This window comes from Pseudonocardia humida (assembly GCF_023898865.1).
Lineage (GTDB): Bacteria > Actinomycetota > Actinomycetes > Mycobacteriales > Pseudonocardiaceae > Pseudonocardia > Pseudonocardia humida.
Window position 1 is genome coordinate 129547 of sequence record NZ_JAGSOV010000046.1, and the last position, 22497, is coordinate 152043.

Sequence of the window (22497 nt, forward strand, 5' to 3'; positions counted from 1 at the left end):
AACCGAGGACGACCATGCCACCGCTGGACGGAACCGAGCGGCCCGGGGCCGAGGACGACGTGCTCGCCGTGATGCCCCGGCTGGCGCAGCTGAGCAACGTCGTCAGCCGCGGACGCCTGGTCGAGCACGCGATGGCGACCACCGGGATCACGCTGGAGCGGCCGGCCTTCGGCGCCCTCGTCTCGCTGCACCTCGAGGGCAGGCCGCTGCGGATCAGTGAGATCGCGGACCGGTTGCAGGTCGTCCAGCCGCACGTCACGCGGCAGGTCCAGCAGTTGGAGCGGCGCGGGCTGGTGCGTCGGATCGGCGACCCCGGCGACCGGCGCGTCAGCTTGATCGAGCCGACGGCCGAGGGGGCGGCCGCCGCCGACCGTTACGCGCGCACGCTCATCGGCTGGTTCACCGGGGCCATCGCCCACTGGTCCGACGAGGACCGCGAGGATCTCGGCCGCCTGCTGGCGCGCTTCGCCGACGATGTGACCGCTCATCTGTCGGTCCTCGGAGACACGCCGCCGGTGGAGTGAGACGGGTGGTGCGGCCGCGGTTCGGGGCCGACTCCGCGGAGGCGGTGCGAAACGGACGCACGATCATCAGCCGCGCGCCCGTCACTCGGGCAGTGACGGGCGCTCCGCGCCGAGGGTGGTGTCGTCGCCGTGGCCGGGGTAGACCCACGTCGCGTCCGGCAGTTCGTCGAGCACCCTGGCCTCCAGGTGGTCCATCAGTGAGGTGGACTCGGGCGGGCAGGGGCGCCGAGCGGCGGGTGCTCGAGCACGCGGGGCTTGTACTCGACCAGCTGGATGCGGCCGTCGAAGGTGCGGTGCTCGATCATCTCGAGGGCGACGTCCGGGTAGCCGTCGTAGATGCGTTCGTCGCCGGTGGCCCCGGTGATCACCGGGAAGATCCCGACCCGGAAGCGGTCGACGAGTCCGGCTTCGAGCAGGGACCGGCACAGGCTGAGGCTGCCGATCGTGCTGAGGAGCCCCGAGCCGTTCTCCTTCATGGCGCGGACCGCTTCGACGGCGTCGTCGCGGACGAGCGTGGAGTTGGCCCACGCCAGTGGCTCCTCGAGCGAGGAGGAGAACACCACCTTGGACGCTTGCGTGAGCTCGTCGACCGACGCCTCTTCCTCGGCCCTGAACTCGTCTTGGCCATTCGGGACCTCGCCCGCGGCGAAGCCCGACATCAGGCGGTAGGTGTTCGCTCCCATCAGGTAGGTGACCTCGGGCTGCTCACCGAGCCAAGCGAGGTACTCCGGGCCCTCGAGGCCCCAGAACCCGGGCCAGCCCTCTCCCGATGCGTAGCCGTCGAGGGAGGTGATGAAGTCGACGAGAAGCTCTGACATGGCCGTGTCCTTTCCTCGGGTGTCACGGACTTGGACCGGCCGGGAGCCACGAACTCATCGGCTGCGCTCTGGGGCGACGGGGACTGGCGGCGACGGAGACGGGTCCCGCTCGAGCCCCCGCGGCCACGATCGAAGATCGACTGACCTCGGCGCCGCTGCTGAAGGCGTGCCCCGTCGTGCTGGTGCTCAGCTCACCAGCCGCGCGCTCGCCACTCGGGCAGTGACGGGCGCTCCTGGCCGAGGGTGGTGTCGTCGCCGTGGCCGGGGTAGACCCACGTCGCGTCCGGCAGCTCGCCGAACACCCTGGCCTCCAGGTCGTCCATCAGTGAGGTGAACTCGGGCGGGCCCGCGGTCTTGCCGGGGCCGCCGGGGAACAGGGAGTCGCCGGTGAACAGGTGCGGGCGCTCGTCGCCGCGGTAGAGCAGGGCGATGGAGCCGGGGGTGTGGCCCCGGAGGTGGATGACGTCGAGCTCGATCTCGCCGAAGGCGATGCGGTCGCCGTGCTCGACGAGGACGTCGACCGGGACGGGCAGCTCGGCGGCGTCGGCGGGGTGGGCGATCTGCTCGGTCTCGAACATGCCGGCCACCGCGCCGAGGGCCTGCCAGTGGTCCTGGTGGCGGTGGGTGGTGACGACGAGGCGCAGCTCGGGGCGGCCGTCGCCGGCGCCGATGAGGTCGGCCAGCCGCTCGGGCTCGTTCGCCGCGTCGATCAGCAGGGCCTCGTTCGTGGCCCGGCAGACCAGCAGGTAGGCGTTGTTGTCCATCGGGCCGACGGACACCTTGGTGACGCTCAGCGCGCCGAGGTCGCGACGGGTGGCGGGGCCGCCGGGATCGGCGTGACCGGAGTAGCTGTCCAGGACGTCCACACCCGGGGAGCGTAGTCGGGTCACGCTCGGTAACGGTTGCATCGCGGTCTCCCGGTCAGCGGCCCGCGATTGTTGACAGATCCTTTACGTTTCGACCACGATCTGTCGACCCTGGCTACCCGGCCGTTCGACGAGGAGCGCACACCACCATGGGAGAGCACCCCATCCTCACCCGCCGCCGACTGCTCGGCCTCTTCGGGGCCGCGGCGACGTTGCCCGTGCTGTCCGCGTGCGGCAGCAGCGTGGGCGGCGGCGACACCGGCTCCGGCGGGTCCGGGGGTGGTGGGGGCGGCGCGGTCAAGGTCGGCCTCGTCGTCCCGCAGTCCGGCGTCTACGCCGCGCTGGGCACCGACCTGCAGCGCGGCTGGGAGCTGTGGCTGAACCAGAACGGCGGCAAGTTCGGCGACCGCACGGTCGAGACCGTGATCGCCGACGAGGGCGAGGGCCCGCCGACCGGCGTCCCTGCGGTGCAGAAGGTGCTGCAGAGCGACGGCGTCGACGTCGTGGTCGGCCTGGTCAACTCGGCCACCGCGCTGGGGGTCAAGGACACCCTGGCCGAGGCCAAGAAGCTGCTGATCGTCACCAACGCCGGGGCCGAGGACGTCACCCGGGCCCAGCGCACCCCCTACATCTGGCGCTCGTCGTTCACCAACGGCCAGATCGCCGCGGCGATGGGCACCCACCTGGCCTCGTCCGGGTTCAAGGAGGCGGTCTACGTGATCGCCCCGGACTACGCGGCAGGCAAGGAGGTCATCACCGGTTTCACCAACGCCTTCCAGGCCGGTGGCGGCACGGTGATCTCCTCGGTGCTCACGCCGTTCGGCACCACGACCGACTACCAGCCGTTCCTGACCGGCATCCAGCAGTCCGGCGCCAAGGCCACGTTCTGCTTCTACTCCGGCGCAGAGGCCATCGCCTTCGTCAAGCAGTACCAGCAGTTCGGGCTGTCCTCGACGATCCCGCTGTACGGCTCGGGCTTCCTCACCGAGGGCAGCGTGCTCACCCAGCAGGCCGACGCCGCGCTGGGCGTGCAGACGACGCTGCACTACAGCGACCAGCTGGACAACCCGGCCAACACGGCGTTCGTGCAGGCCTACAAGGACGCCTACGGCGGCGAGTCGCCCAGCTGCTTCTCGGTGCAGTCCTACGACGCGGCCAACGTGCTCAACCGGGCGCTGGCCACGGCCACCGCGCTCGACGGCGACGCGCTGAGCACGGCGCTGGGCGGCATCGGCACCGTCGACGACAGCCCGCGCGGGCCGTGGGAGTTCGAGAACCAGACCCCGAAGCAGAACATCTACCTGCGCAAGGTCGAGAACGTCGGCGGCACGTTCGTCAACGCGGTCGTGCAGGACCTCGGTCCGCAGAGCCAGCCGGCGGCCTGATGCTCGTCAGCGTCCTCAACGGCTTCGCCATCGGGTTCCTGCTGTTCATCCTGGCGGTGGGGCTGTCGCTGGTGTTCGGCATGATGGACGTGCTGAACCTGGCGCACGGGGCGCTGTTCCTGGGCGGTGCCTACCTGGGGGCCGCGTTCGCCGGCAGCTGGGGCGGCTTCCTCGCCGCACTGGCCGTCGCCGCGGTCGCCGGGCTGGCCCTCGGGGGCCTGCTCTCGCTGATGACCGAGCCCCTGCGCAACCGCTCCCACCTCGACCAGGCCCTGCTGACGCTGGGCGTGGCGTTCGTGGCGGCCGAGGGGTTGATCATCGTCTTCGGCGACGACCCGCTGTCGGTCCCGGCGCCGCCCGGGCTCGACGGCTCGGTCACCGTGCTCGGCGCCACCTACCCGACCTACCGGCTGGTGCTGATCGGGGTGGGCGCGGTGCTGGCGCTGGTCGTGCACGTGGTCGTGGAGCGCACGCGGATCGGCGCGCTGGTGCGGGCCACCGTCGCCGACCGGGAGATGGTCGCCGCGCTCGGCGTGGACAACCGGCTGGTCAAGGTCGTGGTGTTCGGCGTCGGTTCGCTGCTGGCCACCACGGCCGGGGTGCTCGGCGGCCCCATCTACGGGGCCCGTCCCGGCCTCGACGCCACCGTGCTGATCCTGGCGCTGGTCGTCGTGGTCATCGGCGGGCTCGGTTCGGTGCGCGGCGCGCTGCTCGGCGCGCTGATCATCGGCCAGGTCGACACCCTCGGCCGGCTGCTGCTGCCCGAGCTCGCCTCCTTCGTGCTGTTCGCCGCACTGGCCCTCGTGCTGGTGCTGCGCCCCCAGGGGATCCTCGGCGGGGTGGGGGCCCGGGCACGATGACAGCCGTGGAGACCCGAACCCCGGCGCCGGACGCGCCCGCGGAGCCGAGCGGGCTGCGCCGCGGGCTGCCGCGCATCATCGCGGTGGTGGTGCTGGTCGTGCTGGCGGCCGCCCCGCTGTTCCTGGCCCCGTTCGCCACCACCACGCTCACCCGCATCGTGGTGTTCGCGCTGTTCGCGGTCAGCCTCGACCTGCTGGTCGGCGTCACCGGCCTGCCCTCGCTCGGGCACGCCGCCTACTTCGGCGCCGGGGCGTACGCCGCGGGCTGGGTGTCGATCAACGTCACGGCCGAGGCGCCCGTCCCGCTGCTGGTCGGGGCGGCGACCGGGGCCGTGGCCGCCGCGCTCACCGGCTGGATCACGGTGCGCACCGGCGGCGTGTTCTTCCTGATGCTCACCCTGGCCATCGGCGAGACGGTGCAGCAGCTGGCCAACACCTGGGAGGACGCGACCGGTGGGGCCAACGGCCTGACCGGCGTGCCGTCGGTGCGGATCGGCGGGGAGCCGCTGGTCAACGCCGGGCTGCTGTACTGGTACGTGCTGGCGGTCGGGGTGCTCGGGTTCGTCCTGGTGTGGCTGGTGGCCCGCTCACCGTGGGGCGCGGCGCTGCGCGGCATCCGCGACAACGAGCCGCGCATGCGCGCGGTGGGCTACCCGACGGCGGTCTACAAGTACGCGGTCTTCGTGCTGGCCGGCTCCGTGGCCGGGGTGGCCGGCTCGCTGCTGGCGGCCCAGCAGCGCCTGGTGACCCCGGCCGACCTGAGCTTCCTCACCTCGTCGTTCGCGCTGCTCGCGGTGGTGATCGGCGGCGCCGGTTCGCTGTGGGGCGCGTGCCTGGGCGCGGCCGTCGTCGTGCTGGTCCGCGAGACGCTCGGGGCGAGCCTGGACGGGCACGGCCCGCTCGTGCTCGGCCTGGTCTTCGTGCTCGTCGTCTACCTGCTGCCGCGCGGCGCCGCCGGGCTGCGCCGGCCCCGCCGCGAGCCGGGGAGGTCACCGTGATGGCGCTGCGCTGCTCCGGCCTGCGCCGCTCGTTCGGCGCGCTGGCCGCGGTCGACGGCGTCGACCTGGAGGTCGCACCGGGCGCCCGGCACGCCCTCATCGGACCGAACGGCGCCGGGAAGTCGACGCTGTTCAAGCTGGTCACCGGCACCATGCGGGCCGACGCGGGCACCGTCGAGCTGGCCGGGCGCGACGTCACCGGGCAGTCCGAGGTCGCCCGCTGCCGGCTCGGGATGAGCCAGACCATGCAGCACGCCAGCCTGTTCGCCTCGATGACCGCCACCGAGACCGTCGCCCTCGCCGTGCAGCGCCACGACGGCGGCCGGATCGTGCCGTGGCCGCGCCGCCGGCCCGCCGTGCGGGAGCGCGCGGAGGAGCTGCTGGCCGGCGTCGGGCTGGCCGGGCGGGGGAGCACCCCGGTGCCCGCGCTCTCGCACGGCGAGCGCAAGCAGCTCGAGGTCGCGGTGGCGCTGGCCTGCCGGCCGTCGCTGCTGCTGCTCGACGAGCCCGCGGCCGGCATGTCGGCCGCCGAGCGGGCCCGGCTGGTCGAGGTGCTGGCCGAGCTGCCGGCCGACATCACCCTGCTGATCGTCGAGCACGACCTCGACCTGGTGTTCTCGGTGGCCGACGCGGTCACCGTGCTGCACCTGGGCGAGGTCCTGCTCTCCGGCACCCCGGACGAGGTGCGGGCCAGCGAGGACGTCCGCGAGGCCTACCTCGGGGCGAAGCGGCGCGAGGAGCTGTTCCTGGGATGACGTTCCTCGAAGTGCGCGGGCTGGTCTCCGGCTACGACCGGGGCCGCGTCCTGCACGGCATCGACCTCGACCTGGCCGCCGGCGGCGCGCTGGGGCTGCTGGGGCGCAACGGCGTCGGCAAGTCGACGCTGGTCATGACGCTGGCCGGGCTGGTCCCGGTGAGCGAGGGCACCGTCCGGCTGGACGGCGAGGACCTCGCCGGGCGCCGCCCCGACCGGATCGCCCGGGCCGGGGTGGCGCTGGTGCCGCAGGGCAGGCGGGTGTGGGCGCCGCTGACGGTGGCCGAGCACCTCGCGCTGGCCTCCGGGCGCCGCCGCGGCACCTGGACCGTCGACGGCGTGCTCGACCTGCTGCCGAGGCTGGCCGAGCGCCGCCGCCATCCGGCGGGTCGGCTCTCCGGCGGCGAGCAGCAGATGCTGGCGATCGCCAGGGCCCTGCTGACGAACCCGCGGCTCGTGCTGCTCGACGAGCCCTCCGACGGCCTGGCCCCCGCGGTCGTCGACCAGGTCGCCGAGGTGATCACGACGATGCGGGCCGAAGGGGTGGCCGTGCTGCTCGTCGAGCAGGACCTGCACCTGGCGTTCGCGGTCGCCGACGAGATCGCGGTGATGGACAAGGGCGTGCTGGTCCACCGGGTCCCGACCGACGACTTCCGCCGCGACCGTGCCACCGCCCAGCGCCTCCTCGGCGTCGCCTGATCGTCGTCCGATGTCGACCCGACGGCGGTACGTCCGCGCGAAGGCGCTACGGTTCGGCACCCCGTCGCCGCACTGGAGCCCCGATCGGATGAACGCGCAGAACCACGGGTGGAGCCGATGACGCTCCGTGTGCTCGACATCGCCCCGCTCGACGTCGCCGCGGAGGCGCTCGGCCTGCTGCTGGACGCGCCGGTCCCGCCCGCGCTCGCCGACCTGGCGCTGCGCGACGACGACGGCGGGGAGCTCGTGCTGCACGTCCTGGGTGCCTCGCACGCCGTGCTGGCCACCCGGCCGGGGCACCGGATGACCGAGCAGGTGTCCTGCGCGGCCGTCGCCGGTGGCGGGGAGGCGCTGCCGCCCCGCGCGGACCGCCCCGGCTACACCATGACGGCCGTGACGGCGCGGGTCGCGCCGGAGGAGTTGGCGGGTACGGCGGCCCGCCTCGGTGCGCTCGCCGGCGACCACGGCTGGCTGTGCGCGGCCTTCCCGGGCGCGGACCCCGCCGTCCGCACGGCCCTCACCGCGCTGCGGGGGGCCGCGGTGCCGGGCGGCTGGGCCTGGCGGACCTGGCACCTCTACCCGGGGGAGGCTGGGGGTGTGATCGTGCGGACCCGGAGCCGGTGGACGCCGTGAGGCGCGCCACGGCGGCCGTGCTGGCGGGGACCGCGCTGCTGCTGGCCGGCTGCGGGTCGGACTCGGCGGTGCGCGGCTTCGTCGACGGCGCGTTCGACGAGCTGCGGACCAGCGGCGACACGGCCTACTACACGTCCACCGATCCCGTGCAGCGCACCGCGACCACCATCGCCGGGGGTGTCCCGCCCGTGGCCCGGGCCGCCGACGCCCGCGGCGAGTACCTGCGCTACGACGACGACATCGTCGTGGTCGAGCCGGCCGGTGCGACCAGCACCGTCCGCGTCGAGGACCTCGACGGCGCCTACCGCAGCGGCCAGTACCGCCACCTCGGGTCCGGGTTCGACCCCGGCTCGCCCGCGGGCGACATCGACGACGACGACGCGAAGTGAGGGACCCCGTGAACGCCATGCCAGCGGCGCTGCAGTTCGGGTCGGTCGACGGGGCCGCGCTGGGCGCGGGCGTGCTGGCCACGCTGCTGTACTTCGTGGTCGGTCTCGGCGTGCTCGGGCTCGGGTTCCTGGCCCTGGACCTGATCACCCCGGGCAGGCTGCGCCACCAGGTCTACACCGAGCGCAACCCGAACGCGGCGATCCTGCTGGGCGCCAACCACCTCGCCCTGGCCATCGTCGTGGTCACCGCGATCATGACCAGCGACGACGCGCTCGGCCAGGGGCTGGTCGACTCCGCGGTCTACGGCGCGCTCGGCGTCGTGCTGCAGGCGGTGGCGCTGCGGCTGCTGGACGCGTTCGTGCCCGGCCACCTGCGCGCGATGGTCGGCGAGCCGCGCATGTCCGGAGCGGCCTGGGCGGTCGGGGCCAGCCTGGTGGCGATCGGAGCGGTGAACGCCGCCGCCCTGTCGTGACGGCGACCGCGACCGCGGCCGACCCGGTGCCGATCGGTCGGCGGGGCCGGGTCGTGCTGCTCGCCGCGGTGGCGGTGTGCGCGGCCTGCGGGCTGGTCTACGAGCTGATCCTGCTCACGCTCTCGGTCACCCTGGCCGGTGGCGGGGTCACCGAGACCTCGCTGATCGTGGCCGGGTTCGTCGCCGCGCTGGGCGCGGGCGCGCTGCTGGTCAAGCCGTTGCTCGGGCACGCGGCGGCGGTGTTCGTCGCGGTCGAGATCCTGCTCGGCGCGGCGGGCGGGCTCAGCGCCGCGGCGCTCTACGTGGCCTTCTCCTTCCAGGGCCCGAGCACCGCCGTGCTGGTGCTGGCCACGGCGGTGCTCGGCGTGCTGGTCGGGGCCGAGGTGCCACTGCTGATGACGCTGCTGCAGCAGGGCCGCACCGCCGACGACGGCGCCGCGGGCACCGGCCGGCTGCTCGCGAACCTCAACGCCGCCGACTACGCCGGAGCCGTCGTGGGCGGCCTGGCCTGGCCGTTCGTCCTGCTGCCGATGGCCGGGCAGATCCGCGGGGCCGCGCTGACCGGGGTGGTCAACCTGGTCGCCGCGGCGGTGGTGGCCACCTTCCTGCTGCGCGCGCAGCTCAGCGGGCGGGCCCGCGGCGGGTCGGCCGCGGCGCTGCTGGCCGCCGCGCTCGCGCTCGGCGTGCTGCTGGTGCAGGCCCGCGACATCGAGATCACCTCCCAGCAGCGGCTGTACCGCGACCCCGTGATCGCCTCGGAGCTCTCGGCGTACCAGCAGATCGTGCTGACCGAGCGCGGCGACGACGTGCGCCTGTTCCTGGACGGCGACCTGCAGTTCTCCAGCCGCGACGAGCACCGCTACACCGAGTCGCTGGTGCACCCGGTGCTGGCCCGCGACCCGGCCAGGGTGCTGGTCCTCGGCGGCGGCGACGGCCTGGCGGCCCGCGAGGTGCTGCGCCACCCGTCGGTGCGCGAGGCGGTGCAGGTCGAGCTCGACCCGGCGGTCGTCGAGCTGGCCCGCACGCGGCTGGCCGGGCTGAACGGCGGCGCGCTCGACGACCCGCGGCTGCGGCTGGTGCTCGACGACGCCTTCGGCTGGCTGCGCACCGCCCCGACGGCCGGGTTCGACGCCGTCGTCGTCGACCTCCCCGACCCGGACACCCCGGTGCTGGCCCGGCTCTACTCCACGGAGTTCTACGGGATGGTCTCCCGGGTGCTGGCACCCGGCGGGCTGGTCGCGGTGCAGTCGGGCAGCCCCTTCTCCACGCCCACGGCGTTCTGGCGCACGATCAGCACCATCGGGTCGGCCGGCTTCGCGGTCACCCCGTACCACGTGCACGTGCCGAGCTTCGGCGACTGGGGCTTCGCGCTGGCCGCGGCCGGCCCCGCCGCCCCGCAGCCGGCGCTGTCGCCCTCGGCGCCGCCGCTGCGGTTCCTCGACGCCGCGACGCTGAGCGCGGCCACCGCCTTCCCGCGCGACCGCCGCCCCCAGGTGCTGGAACCCTCCACCCTGGACCGGCCGCGGATCGTCGACGACATGCGCCTTGGCTACGCGCACTGACCGTCCGGGCGGACCGGGTGGCGGGCGGTCAGGGGCCGGTGCGGAGGGTGGTGCGGATGGTCAGGGCGTCGCGCAGCAGCCGGGTCACCGGGGTGTTGTCGATCTCCACGGCCAGCTGCTCGCGCAGGTCGGGCTCGACGTCGCCCTGCACCGACACCTGCCGGTCCATCATCGGCGGCGCGCCCGGGCGCACCGCCACCCGCACCTCGACGGCGCCGGGGCTGATCCGCCAGGTGCGCAGGAAGGTGCGCACCGACATCGCGGTGCACGCCGCGAGCGATCCGGCCAGCAGGCCGAACGGGGTGGCGCCGGCCGGCTCGGGGCCGTGGTCGGCGGGGATCTCGCAGGGCAGCTCGAAGCCGTTGACCGTGACCTCGGCGTTGCGGTCCTCGACGTCGGCGAGCCGGGCCACCGACCAGACGTTGGGTTCACCCACGTCGGCACAGTAGTTCGGCGCGGTGGTGCGGGAACCACCCGGGCCCTCGCGCGCGTTGCCCGACCGAGGGGGTCGCATGGACGAGGCGGATCGGTTCGGGAGGATCGCGCGGCGGGCGGCCGCCCCGCCGGTCGGGCGGGTGGTCCGGCGACCGGTGCACGGCCCGCGCGGTGCCGATGGGGCGGGCGCTGCCACCTTCCCGCTGACCTACGTGCGCACGTCGCACGGCACCGGCACGCCGATCGTCGTGCTGCCGGGCGGTCCGGGGCTGGCGTCGGTGCTGCCGTACCGGCCCTTCCGCAAGATCGCCGCGGCCCGCGGGCTGGACGTGATCATGGTGGAGCACCGCGGCGTCGGGCTGTCCCGGCGCGACGACCACGGTCACGACCTGCCGGTCGACGCGGTGACGGTGGAGGCCGCGGTCTCCGACGTCGCCGCCGTGCTCGACGACGCCGGTGTCGACCGTGCGGTCGTGTACGGCTCGTCGTACGGCACCTACCTGGCCCAGGGCTTCGGCCTGCGCCACCCCGACCGGGTCGCCGGCATGGTGCTGGATTCGCCGGTGCTCTCCGCCCGGCTGCCCGACGACGCCCGGGCCAACCTGCGCCGGCTGCTGTGGGACGGCGCCGACCCGGCGACCGCGCACCTGGCCGCGCAGGTGCGGGCGCTCTCGGGGTCGGGCGCGGTGCCCGCCGCCGAGGTCGGTCCGGTCGTGCAGATCGTCTACGAGTTCCTCGGCCCGGCCGGGCTCGGCGCGTTCCTCACCGCCGCGCGGGCCGGGCGCGCCCGCCGCACCTGGGCGTGGCTGGCGCGCCTGGGCGAGCAGGAGTCGACCGGCCGCGGCGTCCGGTACGTCTTCGAGCCCGACCTGGTCGTCGGTATCGCCTTCGGCGAGCTCGGGTTCGGCACCCCGCCCGACGGCCACCCGCTCGACCCGCAGACGTCCTTCGCCGAGGCCGGGCGGCGGCGGGCGTTCGACCGCGAGCCGTACGACCTGCCCTCCGCACTGCCCTCGTTCGACTGGCCGATCGCCGCCATCTCCGGCGACCGCGACCTGCGCACGCCCCGCCCGGTCGCGGAGCGGGCCGTCGCGCTCGCCCCGGACGCCGTGCTGGTGGCCGTGCCCGACTTCGGCCACAGCACCCTCGACGGGCACCCCGACCTGGCGCTGCTGGTCGCCGCCGCGGTCGGGGCCGGCACGCACCACCGGCTCCCGGCACTGGCGCCCCGGCTGGCGGCGCTGCCGCGGCGCGGCAGGCAGCGGCTGCTCGGGCCCGCGCTCGCGGCGGCGCTGCGCGCGGAGCGGCTGCTGCCCGCCGCCTGACGCGCGCGGAACATCGCGGGGCGGCATCCTGTTGGTGGTGACGGCGGCGGGCCGACCCGCTCGCCCGATCTTCGAACAGGCGTGCGATCCTCGGCGCGGCGAGCCGGTCCCCGAAGCCGGTCCGCCCGGCCGAACCGACTTCCCCGACCGGGTTTCTGTCGGTGGCCGCGCCTAGCATGGAAACGCGGGTGCCGTGCGCCCGCGGACCGATCCCAGGAGGGCTCCCCGGTGGCCGAAGGCACCACGAACGGCAGGGTCGACGGCCCGATCGACAGTGCGCCCGAGAGCGCGCCCGAGAGCGCGATCGACGGGCCCCGCCTCGTCGTGCGCGGCGCCCGCGAGCACAACCTGCGCGGCGTCGACCTCGACATCCCGCGCGACAGCCTGGTCGTGTTCACCGGGCTGTCCGGGTCCGGCAAGTCCAGCCTGGCGTTCGACACGATCTTCGCCGAGGGCCAGCGGCGGTACGTGGAGTCGCTGTCGGCCTACGCGCGCCAGTTCCTGGGCCAGATGGACAAGCCCGACGTCGACTTCATCGAGGGGCTCTCGCCCGCGGTCTCCATCGACCAGAAGTCCACCAACCGCAACCCGCGCTCCACCGTCGGCACGATCACCGAGGTCTACGACTACCTGCGGTTGCTCTACGCCCGCGCCGGGGTGCCGCACTGCCCGGTCTGCGGCCACGTGATCGAGCGCCAGACCCCGCAGCAGATCGTCGACCAGGTGCTGGCGATGCAGGAGGGCAGCCGGTTCCAGGTGCTCGCCCCGGTCGTGCGCACCCGCAAGGGCGAGTTCGTCGACCTGTTCACCAACCTGCAGCAGCAGGGCTACTCGCGCGTCCTGGTCGACGGCACCGTCCACCAGCTCAGCAGCCCGCCCACGCTGAAGAAGCAGGAGAAGCACGACATCTCCGTCGTGGTCGACCGGCTCGCCGTCAAGGACACGGCCAAGCAGCGCCTCACCGACTCGGTGGAGACGGCGCTGCGCCTGGCCGACGGCCTGGTCGTGCTCGACTTCGTCGACCTGCCCGACGACGACCCGCACCGCGAGCGCCGCTTCTCCGAGCGCATGGCCTGCCCCAACGGCCACCCGCTCAGCCTCGACGACCTCGAGCCGCGCACGTTCTCCTTCAACTCGCCCTACGGCGCCTGCCCGGACTGCACCGGCATCGGCGTCAAGAAGGAGGTCGACCCGGAGCTCGTCGTCCCCGACCCGGACGCCTCCCTGGCCGACGGTGCCATCGCGCCGTGGGCGGGCGGGCAGTCCGCGGAGTACTTCGGCCGGCTGCTGGAGGGCCTGGCCAAGTCGATCGGCTTCCGGATGGACACCCCGTGGCGCAAGCTGCCCGCCGCCGCCCAGAAGGCGGTGCTGCACGGCAGCGGCGACCAGGTCCACGTCAAGTACCGCAACCGCTACGGCCGCGAGCGCTCGTACTACGCCAACTTCGAGGGCGTCATCCCGTTCCTCGACCGGCGCCTCGACCAGACCGACTCGGAGTCGCAGCGCGAGAAGTACGAGGGGTACATGCGCGACGTGCCGTGCCCCACGTGCAAGGGCGCGCGGCTCAAGCCCGAGGTGCTGGCGGTCACGCTGGAGCACCGCGAGCAGGGCGACCGGTCCATCGCCGAGGTCTCGGCGATGTCGGTGGCCGAGTGCTCGGAGTTCCTCGACGGCATGGTGCTCGACGCGCGCCAGGCGATGATCGCCGGGCGGGTGCTCAAGGAGGTGCAGGCCCGGCTCGGGTTCCTGCTCGACGTCGGGCTGCACTACCTCTCGCTCGACCGGCCGGCGGGGTCGCTGTCCGGCGGCGAGGCGCAGCGCATCCGGCTGGCCACGCAGATCGGCTCCGGGCTGGTCGGCGTGCTCTACGTGCTCGACGAGCCGTCCATCGGGCTGCACCAGCGCGACAACCGCCGCCTCATCCAGACCCTGGTCCGGCTGCGCGACATGGGCAACACGCTGATCGTCGTCGAGCACGACGAGGACACGATCCGCGCCGCCGACTGGGCCGTCGACATCGGTCCGGGCGCGGGCGAGCACGGCGGCCACATCGTGCACAGCGGCCCGGTCGCCGGGCTGGAGTCGCACGACACCTCGCTGACGGGCGCGTACCTGTCGGGGCGCCGCTCGATCCCGGTGCCGATGGTCCGCCGCCCGCGCGATCCGAAGCGCAAGCTGACGATCGTCGGCGCCCGCGAGCACAACCTGCGCGGCATCGACGTCGACATCCCGCTGGGCTGCCTGGTCTCGATCACCGGCGTCTCCGGCTCCGGCAAGTCGACGCTGATCAACGACATCCTGGCGACGGTGCTGGCGAACAAGCTCAACGGCGCCCGCCAGGTGCCCGGCAGGCACACCCGGATCACCGGGCTCGACGGCCTCGACAAGCTGGTCCGGGTCGACCAGTCCCCGATCGGGCGCACGCCCCGGTCCAACCCGGCCACCTACACCGGCGTGTGGGACCAGGTCCGCAAGCTGTTCGCGGCCACCACCGAGGCCAAGGTCCGCGGCTACCAGCCGGGCCGGTTCTCGTTCAACGTCAAGGGCGGGCGCTGCGAGGCGTGCTCCGGCGACGGCACCATCAAGATCGAGATGAACTTCCTGCCGGACGTCTACGTCCCGTGCGAGGTCTGCAAGGGCGCCCGGTACAACCGGGAGACCCTGGAGGTCCACTACAAGGGCAAGACGGTCGCCGACGTGCTCGACATGCCGATCGAGGAGGGCGCGGAGTTCTTCGCCCCGATCACCTCGATCAGCCGCTACCTGCGCACCCTGGTCGACGTCGGGCTCGGGTACGTGCGGCTGGGGCAGCCGGCGCCCACGCTGTCCGGCGGCGAGGCGCAGCGGGTCAAGCTGGCCAGCGAGCTGCAGAAGCGCTCCAACGGCCGCACCGTCTACATCCTCGACGAGCCCACCACGGGCCTGCACTTCGAGGACATCCGCAAGCTGCTGCTGGTGATCAACGGGCTGGTCGACAAGGGCAACTCGGTGATCGTCATCGAGCACAACCTCGATGTCATCAAGACCAGCGACTGGATCATCGACATGGGCCCGGAGGGCGGCTCCGGCGGCGGCACCGTGGTCGCCCAGGGCACGCCGGAGCAGGTCGCGGCGCACCCGACGAGCTACACCGGCCAGTTCCTGCACGACCTGGTCACCCCCGAGGCCGAGCCGGCCCCGCGCAAGGCCCCGGCCCGGCGCAAGAAGGCCGCCGCCGCCAGCTGACCATGCACACCGCCCGGCCGCCGCGCACACGTCGTGACGTGTGCACGGCGACCACGGGGTGTGCGCGGTGGCGACGGGCGGGTGGTCAGGGGGTGCGGCCGGTGGCGGCGACGATCTTGTCGAGGAGCGGGGCGTCGGCGGGCACCTCGACCTCCGGGCCGAAGATCCCCATCTCGCGGCCCATCGGACCCATCTCGCGCACGGCGTCCAGGACCGGTCCGAGGACGTCGTCGGGCCAGCTCGCCGGGGTGCCCGCGGTGCGGGCCAGGTCCCAGCCGTGCACGACGAGCTCGCCGAGCACCATGTTGCCGATCACCGGGGCCGGCATCGGGTCGGGGCCGCCCATCGTCGTCGTGCCGGTCCACGCGGCCCCGTCGGTCCAGGCGGCCACGATGTCGGCGTGCGCGGCGTCGAGGGCGGCGGCCCAGTCGGCGAGCGGGACGTCCTGCTCCGTCGCGGCGACCGGGGTGCCATCGGCCCGGCGGCCCGCGGCGGCCAGGAACGGCGCCCAGTACAGCTGGTGGCGCACCAGCGCGGCCAGGTCCCACCCGGCGCAGGGGGTGGGGGAGTCCAGCGGTGCGCGGGCTGCGGCGCGGACGATCCCCGGCAGGGGAGCGGCGGCGGCCGTCATGAGCTGGGTCGGGAGCAGTGCGGTCGGCATGGCGGCGACACTAGGGACGGCGCCGGCCGCGGTATTGAAGGAACGCGACACGTGACCCGCGCCGAGCGCGACCCGCGCGAGCTCGACGGGGCGTGGGTGCGCCACCAGCGCATCGACTTCCCGGAGCCGGCCGCCGACCTCGCGCCGTTCTTCGAGCGGTACTGGGCCGTCGAGTGGGACTACGCCACCCCGTACCGGCAGAAGATCGTCCCGATGCCGAACGTGCAGATCAGCATGGTCCCCGGCGGCGTCCCGGAGGTGCACGGCGTGTGCACCGGCTTCCAGGTGAAGGTGCTGTCCGGGCCCGGGCGGGTGGTCGGGGCGGCGGTGCGGCCCGGGGCGTTCCGCGCCTTCCTGGACGGGCCGGTGGCCGCGCTGACCGACCGCACGGTCCGGGCCGACGCGCTGCCCGCGTTCACCGGCGCGCCCGCGGAGCCGGTGACGACCGCCACCCTGCAGGAGTGGCTGCGCCGGCACCTGCCCGCGCCCGGGCTCGACGGCGGCGCGACGGAGGCGACCGACGTGGTGGCCCTGGTCGCGGCCGACCCGTCGATCGGCCGGGTCGACCAGCTCGCCGTGGCCACCGGCCGCAGCGTGCGGGGTTTGCAGCGGCTGTTCGCCGAGCACGTGGGGGCCGCCCCGAAGTGGGTGATCCGCCGCTACCGCCTCCGCGAGGTGACCGAGCGGATGGCCGCGGGCGGGCGGGTGGACTGGGCCGGTGTCGCCGCCGAGCTCGGCTACGCCGACCAGGCCCACCTCGTCCGCGACTTCACCGCCCTGTTCGGCGAGTCGCCCACCCGCTACGCCGCCCGCTACCCGGCGCTCTGATACGGCGTCACCGGGGCGGTGGATCAGGGGCGGGCGGCTTCCGGACGAGCCGCAGATCGGGCTCCCGCCGGTCGCCGGTCAGCGTCGCGCACCGGATCTCGGCCTCGGTGATCGCCGTGCCGAGCTGTCGCAGCGCATGCGACCAGCTCGCGCTGGTCGGCCGGCCGGACTGCTCGGCCTCCTGCGCCGAGATCCGTTCCGCTCGCCGCTGCACCGACCGGGCCGCGTCCAGCGCCCGCAGCGCGGTCGACCGGTGGAGGGCGCTCTCGCCGGTCAGCTCGGCCAGCCTGTGGTCGAGGACGGCGCGTCGGCGGGAAGGGCTCGGCGGCGTACCGGCGGTCTCGGCGACCAGCAGCCACGGTGCCACCCAGGCCTGCAACCCGAGGACCAGCGCCAGCAGGACGCCGAGCTGCGGCTGGTCGGCGGGGGCCCGGGAGCGCGCCCAGAGGAAGATCAGCCAACCGGCGAGCGTGCTCAGCAGGGCCAGTGCGGCCCCATCGATCGCGGCCGGCCAGTGGGCGTGCGGCCCCGCCGGTGCGGACGCCGAGACCGGCGGCTCCCGCAGCCTGCGCCCCAGCGCCACGGCGAACGCCAGCTGGCCGGCGGCGACGAGGGAACCGAGCAGCACGGCGATGACGACCGTCGAGGCGCGCGTGGCCTGGGCGGTCTGCTCCGGGAGGGTCAGCATCAGCACGATCGTCGCCGCGTTGAGGGCCGTCAGCCCGACCGCGACGAACCGCAGGCGCACGCCGCGCCGGGCCTCCTGCAAGCGCGGCGGCACGGACCGGAGGGTCGTGAGTCCGGCGACCGCGGCGTCCGCCGCCTCGGCACGTTCCGCGGCGTCCAGCGCCCGGCCGACGTGGCGCTGCCCCCGGCCGACGAGGACGCGGAATCCCCAGCCGCGCAGCCGGCCCGCCACGCCCACGCGGGTGCCGGAGGAGGGCGGCGCGGGGCTCAGCACGGGGACACCCCGTCCGGGTCGATCTCGAACCGGAGGAACGCCTCGGACATGTAGCCCGTGCGGCCGTCGGGCGTGCGCACGGAGCTCCACGCGGCGGTCGGCCCGTAAGGCCCGCCGACCACCCGGCCGACGGCGCGGCAGCGCACCTCGACGCGGGTGCCGTCCGGGAGCACCGCCAGCCGCTCCGCCCCCGGAACGCGGTTGAGTCGAAGTCCGGACCGGCCGGTACCGCTGACCACCGCGTGCGCGGTCCGGCGTTCGGCTGCCGCCGACGTGGCAGCACCCGCCTCCGCGCCGGGTTCGACCATCTCGACGACGGATGCCGCCGTCCCGGCGGCGGTCAGGAGCCGTCCGGCGACGGCACAACCGCCGACCGGCAGTACCAGCAGCGCCGCCGCAGCGAGCAGCCGACCCGCGCGGATGACCGCGTCGGATCCCGGCCTACCTCGAGTGCCGGTCATCGCGACCACCGCCGTTCGGGAGGGTGGGTGCTGACAGCACGAGCGTGGCGTGTCCAGGCGGCCTCGCGATCACCCGTGTAGGTAGGAGGTAGGAGAACGTGTGGCCACGCTGTGTGCACGATGCCATCGACCGGCTCGAGCCGGTTGGCGGCAGGGGCGCCCGGGCCGAAACATTGCACGTGGGCCGCTTCTGGCGCGATCATGTCTCTAGGGTTGGCCCCGAAGTCGGCGACAGACGCTTCTGCGGTAACGTTGGCGAACATCGGGCGATACCCCCTACGTAGGGTAGTAGCTACACTTGGACCTACAGCTTCCTACTCGTAGGAGAACACCTACTCAGGAGGTAGGGGAAGGTAGGCAGTGACGTGGGGACCCCGCTGTCGGCAGCGATCCGGAGGTTGCGCGGCGACCGGGGCCTCAGCCAGAGGCAGGTCGCCGAGGCCGTCGGGGTCGAGCGACCGACCGTGACCCAGTGGGAGAGCGGGCGCTTCACCCCCGCGGCGGACACGCTGCGCCGCCTCGATGAAGCACTGCGCGCCGACGGCGAACTGGTTCGGCTCGCCGGCCCGGGCGACGTAGACAGGGTCGCCCCCGCCCGAGCCTCGGTCGGCGAGCCGTCGGGAGCCACGCTGGCGCAGGTCTTCGCGGCGGTCGGCGACCGGCTCGTGGGCGCCGTCGTCCGGGACCCGGACGACGACGAGTGCGTCGGTTGGGCCCAGGGGATCGGCAGCCGCCGGCGGCGCCCGAGCCCGTGGAGCACCGCGCTCGCCGTGCGGACCCTGCTGCTGCTCGACCGGGTCGACATCGACATGCGGTCCATCGCGCGCACGATGGGTCGTCGCCAGCACGCCGGCGGCTGGTCGAACCGCGTGCTGGACCGTCCGCGCCCGGACGTCACCGCGGTCGTGCTGGGCACGCTGACGCGGGTGGGCCGGGCGGAGTCCGCCGACCTCGAGGCGGCGTGGACCTGGCTGAGCACGTCGATGGACGACGAGGACCGCCACCGGACGTTCGTGCTCAGCACGGTCCTGGAGAACCTGGCGCAACTGCGGCCGCGCCACCCGTTCGTCGGTGAACTGGTTCGGCTGCTCCTCGACGCCCGCATGGACGTCGGTGGACGGCTGGTCTGGGCGGCGTACTCGGCCGTGGCCCAGGCCCGGGTCGAGCCGTCGGTCACGCACACCGCTCGAGCTGTCGTCGCACTGCGGACCCTGACGGCGCTCGTCGACCACCCGGAGGTGGAGGACGCTGTCGGGCAGGCCGTCGAGTGGCTCGCCTCCGAGCGCAACGACGACGGGGTCACCGAGATCCTGCGCGTCGACCCGGAACAGTCCACCCTCGACGTTCCGGTCGACCACTTCACCTCCGCACACGTCATCCGAGCCCTGATCGGCCGCGCGGGCGTGTCCCGGAGCCGCTTGGAGGGTGCCTTCGGGACCCTCTGGTCCTCGTATGTCCCGGAAGAAGGCGTCTGGGCGTGGAAGCAGGACGGCAGGCTGCCGGTCTGGATGAGCCACGACGCCGTCCTCGCGCTGCGAGGCGCCGCTCTCGCCGGGTATCCCGTACCGCACGCCCCTCAGACCGGAGCCCTCAGTTGACGATCTCCCCGGTGGTCCTCCCCAGCCACCCGACACGCCTGGTCGCTGACCGCCTCGCCGGGTCCCGCGAGTCGCAGGACCTGCTCGCGGCTCTCGACCTGCTGCTCGACGACCGGCGAGCGCTGGTCGCCTGGCTCCGATCGACGGTCGCCGACCCCGAGCGGCTCGACCGGGTCGCGGCGGCGTCGTACTGGCACGCCAACGGCTTCGCCAAGCTCGTGCTGCACGACGGGCCCGGGTTCCGGATCCGGCTGCACGTCTGGCCGGCCGGGGAGGACCGCCGCGGCGAGCCCGACCCGCACAGCCACCGCTGGGACTTCGCGTCCACCGTCCTCGCCGGCGCGGGGCTGGAGGTCGTCGAGTACGAGGAGCTGCTGACGTCGGTCTCCGGCGAGGACGCGGAGACCGTCCGCTACGCCTACTACGGTCGTAGTCTCGTGCCGGACACGAAGGTGTTCCTCCGCCGCGACCGGGAATTCGAGGTGCTCATCGGCGACCGCTACGAAACCGTGACCACCAGGATCCATACTGTGGCTCCGAAGGGCGACGACCTGGTCGCGACGCTGCTCGTGCAGGGCCCGCACACGAACCCGGCAGCCGTCGTCTACGGCGAAGGCCTCGACGCGAGGGGCAGCCTGGGGCACGCGGTCGACGCCGACGCGGTCCGCGCGTTGGTGACCGGCGTGGTCGCAGCCCTCGACGCGAGGGGATGAGTGCCCGATGACCGCACCGACCGCCGAGCCGCCGTCCGCCGTGTCCACCGGCCTCCTGCTCAGCGAGCTCGGTGAGCGGCGGATCGTCGCGGAGATGCTCGAACCCCGGTACCGCACGGTGCCGTCGTTCGGCGACGACTGCGCCCAGCTCGGCAGCGACCGGGTGATCACCACCGACTCCTGCGGTGCCGCGCTCGTCTGCAGCCTCGGCGAGACCGACCCGGTGCACACCGGCTGGTTGCTGGCCACCATCAACCTGTCCGACCTCGCCGCGGCCGGCGCCCGGCCGGAGGGTCTGGTGGTCAACTACACCCTCCCGCCGGAGACCCCGGCCCGCACGCTGAGCCGGATCATGGACGGGGTCGACGCCTGCGCCGCCGCGCACGGCACCCGGGTGCTCGGCGGGGACATCGGCGAGGGCCGCGAGATGCGGCTCTCCGCGACCGCCGTCGGCGTCTGCGCCCACGGCGGGCCGGACGGGACGGTGCGCAGGCTGAGCCGCCGCGGCGCGGTCGCCGGCGATCGGCTGCTGCTGGTCGGGTCGCCCGGCCACCTGTGGGGGGCGGCGCTGGTGTTCCACGGTTTCGCCGAGGTCACCGAGGACGAGCACCGCGAGATGTTCGACCGGGCCTGCCGCCCGCGGGCGCAACTGCCCGCGGGCGGGGTGCTCGCCACCCAGGGGTTGGCGCGCAGCGCCATCGACGTCTCGGACGGGCTCTACGCCGCCATCCGCAGCCTGTGCCGGGCGAACGGGCTCGGTGCGCTGGTGCGGACCGACGTGCGGCTCGATCCGGTGCTGGAGCGGGTGTGCGAGCGGGCGGGGGTCCACCCGTTCCAGCTCGCCCAGACCTGGGGCGACTGGTGCCTGCTCGTCGCCGTCCACCCGGACGACGTCGTCCGCACCCGCGGCCTCCTCGCGGAGGTCGGCACCCAGGCGCGGGAGATCGGGGAGCTGACCGCCGCGACCGGCCGCGTCCTGCTGGACGACGGCGGCGCCGAGCCCGCCGCCTGGGACGGCATCGACCAGGAGCGCTTCTCCAGCACGTCCTGGCGCGGGGTCGGCATCCGCGGCGCGCTCGACCGCATGCGCGAGCTCAGCGGGAGCCACCCCTCCGGCTGAACCGCCCCCGGGAGCTCAGGAAGGGCCACCGCCGACCCGCAGTGGGCGGCGTCGTGGCTCTCCTGAACCCGGAGGCAGTGGCGGGAGACGTCATCGCAGCCGGTAGAAGCGGAAGAAGCCGTCCTCGATCGGCAGCACGTCGACCCCGGCGAACCCGGCGGCGCGGGCGTAGCCGCGCAGCGTGTCGGGCCGCATGACCGTGCCGGTGCCCACCGAGCCGGGGTGGGCCAGGCCGTCGGGCAGGCAGCAGGTGATGCTCCAGCCGTACATGAGCTGCTCGACCTCGTCACCGGGCGCGGTGAAGTGCTCGGCCACGCGCTCGTCCACGACCAGCACGACCCCGTCGGCCCCGGCCATCGTCCGCATCGCGGCCAGCACGGAGACCGGGTCGGGCATGTCGTGGATGCACTCGAACGCCGCCACCAGGTCGTAGCCGCCCTCCGCCAGCGCGGCGTCCGTGGTGCGGAACCGGACCCGGTCGCCCACGCCGGCCTCGGCGGCGTTGCGGCGCGCCGCCTCGATCGAGGGTCCGTCGGGGTCGAAGCCGTCGACCGTGACGTCCGGGTGGGCCAGCGCCAGGCCGATCGCCGACCAGCCGAAGCCGCACCCGACGTCGGCGACGCGCCCGCCGCGGCGCAGCACGGCGTCGATGTCGGGCACGGAGGGCAGGTAGTCGCGGGGCAGGGCGCCGAGGAACAGCGGTCGGTTGGCCGCGGCCTGCGACTCGCGGGCGTCCGCGCCGAAGTCGGCCCAGGACACGCCCCCTCCCGTCCGGTAGGCCCCGGCCAGCTCGTCGACGTGCCGGCCGATCCCGGCCGCCATCCGGGCCAGCGGGAGCACGTGGTTCGGGCTGAGCACGTCGGTCAGCACCTCGGCGTGCCCGGCGGGCAGCCGGAACCGGCGCGCGTCGGCCGGCGCGGCGTCGTCGTCCACGGTCAGCACGCCGCACACCGCCTGGTGCTCCAGCCACTCCCTGGCGTACCGCTCGGCCGTGCCCGTGCGCACGGCCAGCTCGGCCGCGGTCAGCGCCTCCCCGGCGAGGGCGCGGTAGAAGCCGAGGCGGTCGCCGAGGTAGGCGGCCTGCACGAGCTGGGTGCCGAGCACGGCGGTGAACAGCCGTTCGCCGAACTCCTCGGCGGTGGCGCCGGTGGCCGGCGTGGGTGCGGTCGTCGTCATGGCGGAGATGGTGGCGGTGGCCGCTGTCGGATC

At 74.3% G+C, this 22497-nt stretch carries 23 protein-coding genes and 1 pseudogene; 16 read left to right on the forward strand and 8 right to left on the reverse strand.

Translation table 11 applies throughout. The features are described 5' to 3' along the window. The first annotated feature begins 14 nt into the window (after window positions 1-14). The gene (locus KDL28_RS22560; RefSeq protein ID WP_252441457.1) at window positions 15-524 is read left to right on the forward strand and encodes a MarR family winged helix-turn-helix transcriptional regulator; all 510 of its coding nucleotides are present in this window, start codon (window positions 15-17) and stop codon (window positions 522-524) included. Between the two features lie 81 nt (window positions 525-605). Here KDL28_RS22560 and KDL28_RS22565 read toward each other — a convergent pair. The 3 genes and pseudogenes from KDL28_RS22565 to KDL28_RS22575 all read right to left on the reverse strand — a co-directional run. Further along, window positions 606-740: pseudogene (locus tag KDL28_RS22565) on the reverse strand (MBL fold metallo-hydrolase); the annotation flags it as partial. Next, on the reverse strand, window positions 719-1342 hold the full coding sequence (locus KDL28_RS22570; protein WP_252441458.1) for a dihydrofolate reductase family protein: 624 nt from the start codon (window positions 1340-1342) through the stop codon (window positions 719-721). The gene KDL28_RS22570 and the pseudogene KDL28_RS22565, both read right to left, overlap by 22 nt. A 191-nt stretch (window positions 1343-1533) precedes the next feature. Beyond that, window positions 1534-2208: an MBL fold metallo-hydrolase gene (locus KDL28_RS22575; RefSeq protein ID WP_252441459.1), complete on the reverse strand. Its 675-nt coding sequence runs from the start codon at window positions 2206-2208 to the stop codon at window positions 1534-1536. A gap of 149 nt (window positions 2209-2357) precedes the next feature. Here KDL28_RS22575 and KDL28_RS22580 point away from each other — a divergent pair, with 149 nt between their 5' ends. The 9 genes from KDL28_RS22580 (at window position 2358) to KDL28_RS22620 (ending at window position 9961) form a co-directional block, all read left to right on the forward strand. Next, window positions 2358-3593 carry an ABC transporter substrate-binding protein gene (locus KDL28_RS22580; protein WP_252441460.1) on the forward strand — a complete coding sequence of 412 codons (1236 nt, stop codon included), beginning with the start codon at window positions 2358-2360 and terminating at the stop codon, window positions 3591-3593. Continuing rightward, entirely contained in the window at window positions 3593-4453 is an 861-nt protein-coding gene (locus KDL28_RS22585) for a branched-chain amino acid ABC transporter permease (RefSeq protein WP_252441461.1), read from the forward strand. Before KDL28_RS22580 ends, KDL28_RS22585 begins: the two co-directional genes overlap by 1 nt. Window positions 4454-4458: 5 nt before the next feature. Next, a complete protein-coding gene (locus tag KDL28_RS22590) occupies window positions 4459-5451 on the forward strand; it encodes a branched-chain amino acid ABC transporter permease (RefSeq protein WP_252441462.1) in 993 nt (330 codons plus the stop codon). Further along, window positions 5451-6206: an ABC transporter ATP-binding protein gene (locus KDL28_RS22595; RefSeq protein WP_252441463.1), complete on the forward strand. Its 756-nt coding sequence runs from the start codon at window positions 5451-5453 to the stop codon at window positions 6204-6206. The genes KDL28_RS22590 and KDL28_RS22595 overlap by 1 nt, the downstream gene beginning before the upstream one ends. Further along, window positions 6203-6904: an ABC transporter ATP-binding protein gene (locus KDL28_RS22600; RefSeq protein WP_252441464.1), complete on the forward strand. Its 702-nt coding sequence runs from the start codon at window positions 6203-6205 to the stop codon at window positions 6902-6904. Before KDL28_RS22595 ends, KDL28_RS22600 begins: the two co-directional genes overlap by 4 nt. 117 nt (window positions 6905-7021) lie before the next feature. Further along, window positions 7022-7537, forward strand: a complete 516-nt coding sequence (locus KDL28_RS22605; RefSeq protein WP_252441465.1) for a DUF2617 family protein — start codon at window positions 7022-7024, stop codon at window positions 7535-7537. Continuing rightward, window positions 7534-7926, forward strand: a complete 393-nt coding sequence (locus KDL28_RS22610; protein WP_252441466.1) for a DUF4247 domain-containing protein — start codon at window positions 7534-7536, stop codon at window positions 7924-7926. Before KDL28_RS22605 ends, KDL28_RS22610 begins: the two co-directional genes overlap by 4 nt. 17 nt (window positions 7927-7943) lie before the next feature. Further along, the gene (locus KDL28_RS22615) at window positions 7944-8399 is read left to right on the forward strand and encodes a DUF350 domain-containing protein (protein ID WP_252441519.1); all 456 of its coding nucleotides are present in this window, start codon (window positions 7944-7946) and stop codon (window positions 8397-8399) included. Beyond that, on the forward strand, window positions 8396-9961 hold the full coding sequence (locus KDL28_RS22620; RefSeq protein ID WP_252441467.1) for a polyamine aminopropyltransferase: 1566 nt from the start codon (window positions 8396-8398) through the stop codon (window positions 9959-9961). The genes KDL28_RS22615 and KDL28_RS22620 overlap by 4 nt, the downstream gene beginning before the upstream one ends. A gap of 28 nt (window positions 9962-9989) precedes the next feature. Here the strand turns inward: KDL28_RS22620 and KDL28_RS22625 are convergent, their stop codons facing one another. Continuing rightward, window positions 9990-10397, reverse strand: a complete 408-nt coding sequence (locus KDL28_RS22625) for an OsmC family protein (RefSeq protein ID WP_252441468.1) — start codon at window positions 10395-10397, stop codon at window positions 9990-9992. A 76-nt stretch (window positions 10398-10473) separates the two neighbouring features. Here KDL28_RS22625 and KDL28_RS22630 point away from each other — a divergent pair, with 76 nt between their 5' ends. Both KDL28_RS22630 and uvrA read left to right on the forward strand, forming a co-directional pair. Further along, window positions 10474-11721: an alpha/beta hydrolase gene (locus KDL28_RS22630; protein ID WP_252441469.1), complete on the forward strand. Its 1248-nt coding sequence runs from the start codon at window positions 10474-10476 to the stop codon at window positions 11719-11721. Window positions 11722-12024: 303 nt separating this feature from the next. Further along, the gene (gene uvrA, locus KDL28_RS22635; protein WP_252441520.1) at window positions 12025-14946 is read left to right on the forward strand and encodes an excinuclease ABC subunit UvrA; all 2922 of its coding nucleotides are present in this window, start codon (window positions 12025-12027) and stop codon (window positions 14944-14946) included. Between the two features lie 85 nt (window positions 14947-15031). Here the strand turns inward: uvrA and KDL28_RS22640 are convergent, their stop codons facing one another. Then, window positions 15032-15607: a TIGR03086 family metal-binding protein gene (locus KDL28_RS22640; protein ID WP_252441470.1), complete on the reverse strand. Its 576-nt coding sequence runs from the start codon at window positions 15605-15607 to the stop codon at window positions 15032-15034. Window positions 15608-15658: 51 nt separating this feature from the next. Between KDL28_RS22640 and KDL28_RS22645 the strand changes: the two genes are divergently transcribed. Continuing rightward, window positions 15659-16435, forward strand: a complete 777-nt coding sequence (locus KDL28_RS22645) for a helix-turn-helix domain-containing protein (protein ID WP_252441471.1) — start codon at window positions 15659-15661, stop codon at window positions 16433-16435. Between the two features lie 7 nt (window positions 16436-16442). Here the strand turns inward: KDL28_RS22645 and KDL28_RS22650 are convergent, their stop codons facing one another. After that, complete coding sequence (locus KDL28_RS22650; RefSeq protein WP_252441472.1) at window positions 16443-17396, reverse strand: hypothetical protein; 954 nt, start codon at window positions 17394-17396, stop codon at window positions 16443-16445. Further along, the gene (locus tag KDL28_RS22655; RefSeq protein ID WP_252441473.1) at window positions 17390-17857 is read right to left on the reverse strand and encodes an SH3 domain-containing protein; all 468 of its coding nucleotides are present in this window, start codon (window positions 17855-17857) and stop codon (window positions 17390-17392) included. Before KDL28_RS22655 ends, KDL28_RS22650 begins: the two co-directional genes overlap by 7 nt. Before the next feature lie 365 nt (window positions 17858-18222). Here KDL28_RS22655 and KDL28_RS22660 point away from each other — a divergent pair, with 365 nt between their 5' ends. Genes KDL28_RS22660 through KDL28_RS22670 form a run of 3 tightly spaced genes read left to right on the forward strand, consistent with a single transcriptional unit; the run spans window position 18223 to window position 21288 of the window. Then, entirely contained in the window at window positions 18223-19455 is a 1233-nt protein-coding gene (locus KDL28_RS22660; protein WP_252441474.1) for a helix-turn-helix domain-containing protein, read from the forward strand. 11 nt (window positions 19456-19466) lie between these two features. Next, window positions 19467-20168, forward strand: coding sequence for a hypothetical protein (locus KDL28_RS22665; RefSeq protein ID WP_252441475.1), 702 nt, complete (start codon window positions 19467-19469; stop codon window positions 20166-20168). 7 nt (window positions 20169-20175) lie between these two features. Continuing rightward, on the forward strand, window positions 20176-21288 hold the full coding sequence (locus KDL28_RS22670) for a thiamine-phosphate kinase (RefSeq protein ID WP_252441476.1): 1113 nt from the start codon (window positions 20176-20178) through the stop codon (window positions 21286-21288). Between the two features lie 90 nt (window positions 21289-21378). Here KDL28_RS22670 and KDL28_RS22675 read toward each other — a convergent pair whose 3' ends face one another. Next, a complete protein-coding gene (locus KDL28_RS22675) occupies window positions 21379-22464 on the reverse strand; it encodes a class I SAM-dependent methyltransferase (protein WP_252441477.1) in 1086 nt (361 codons plus the stop codon). Window positions 22465-22497: the final 33 nt, after the last annotated feature.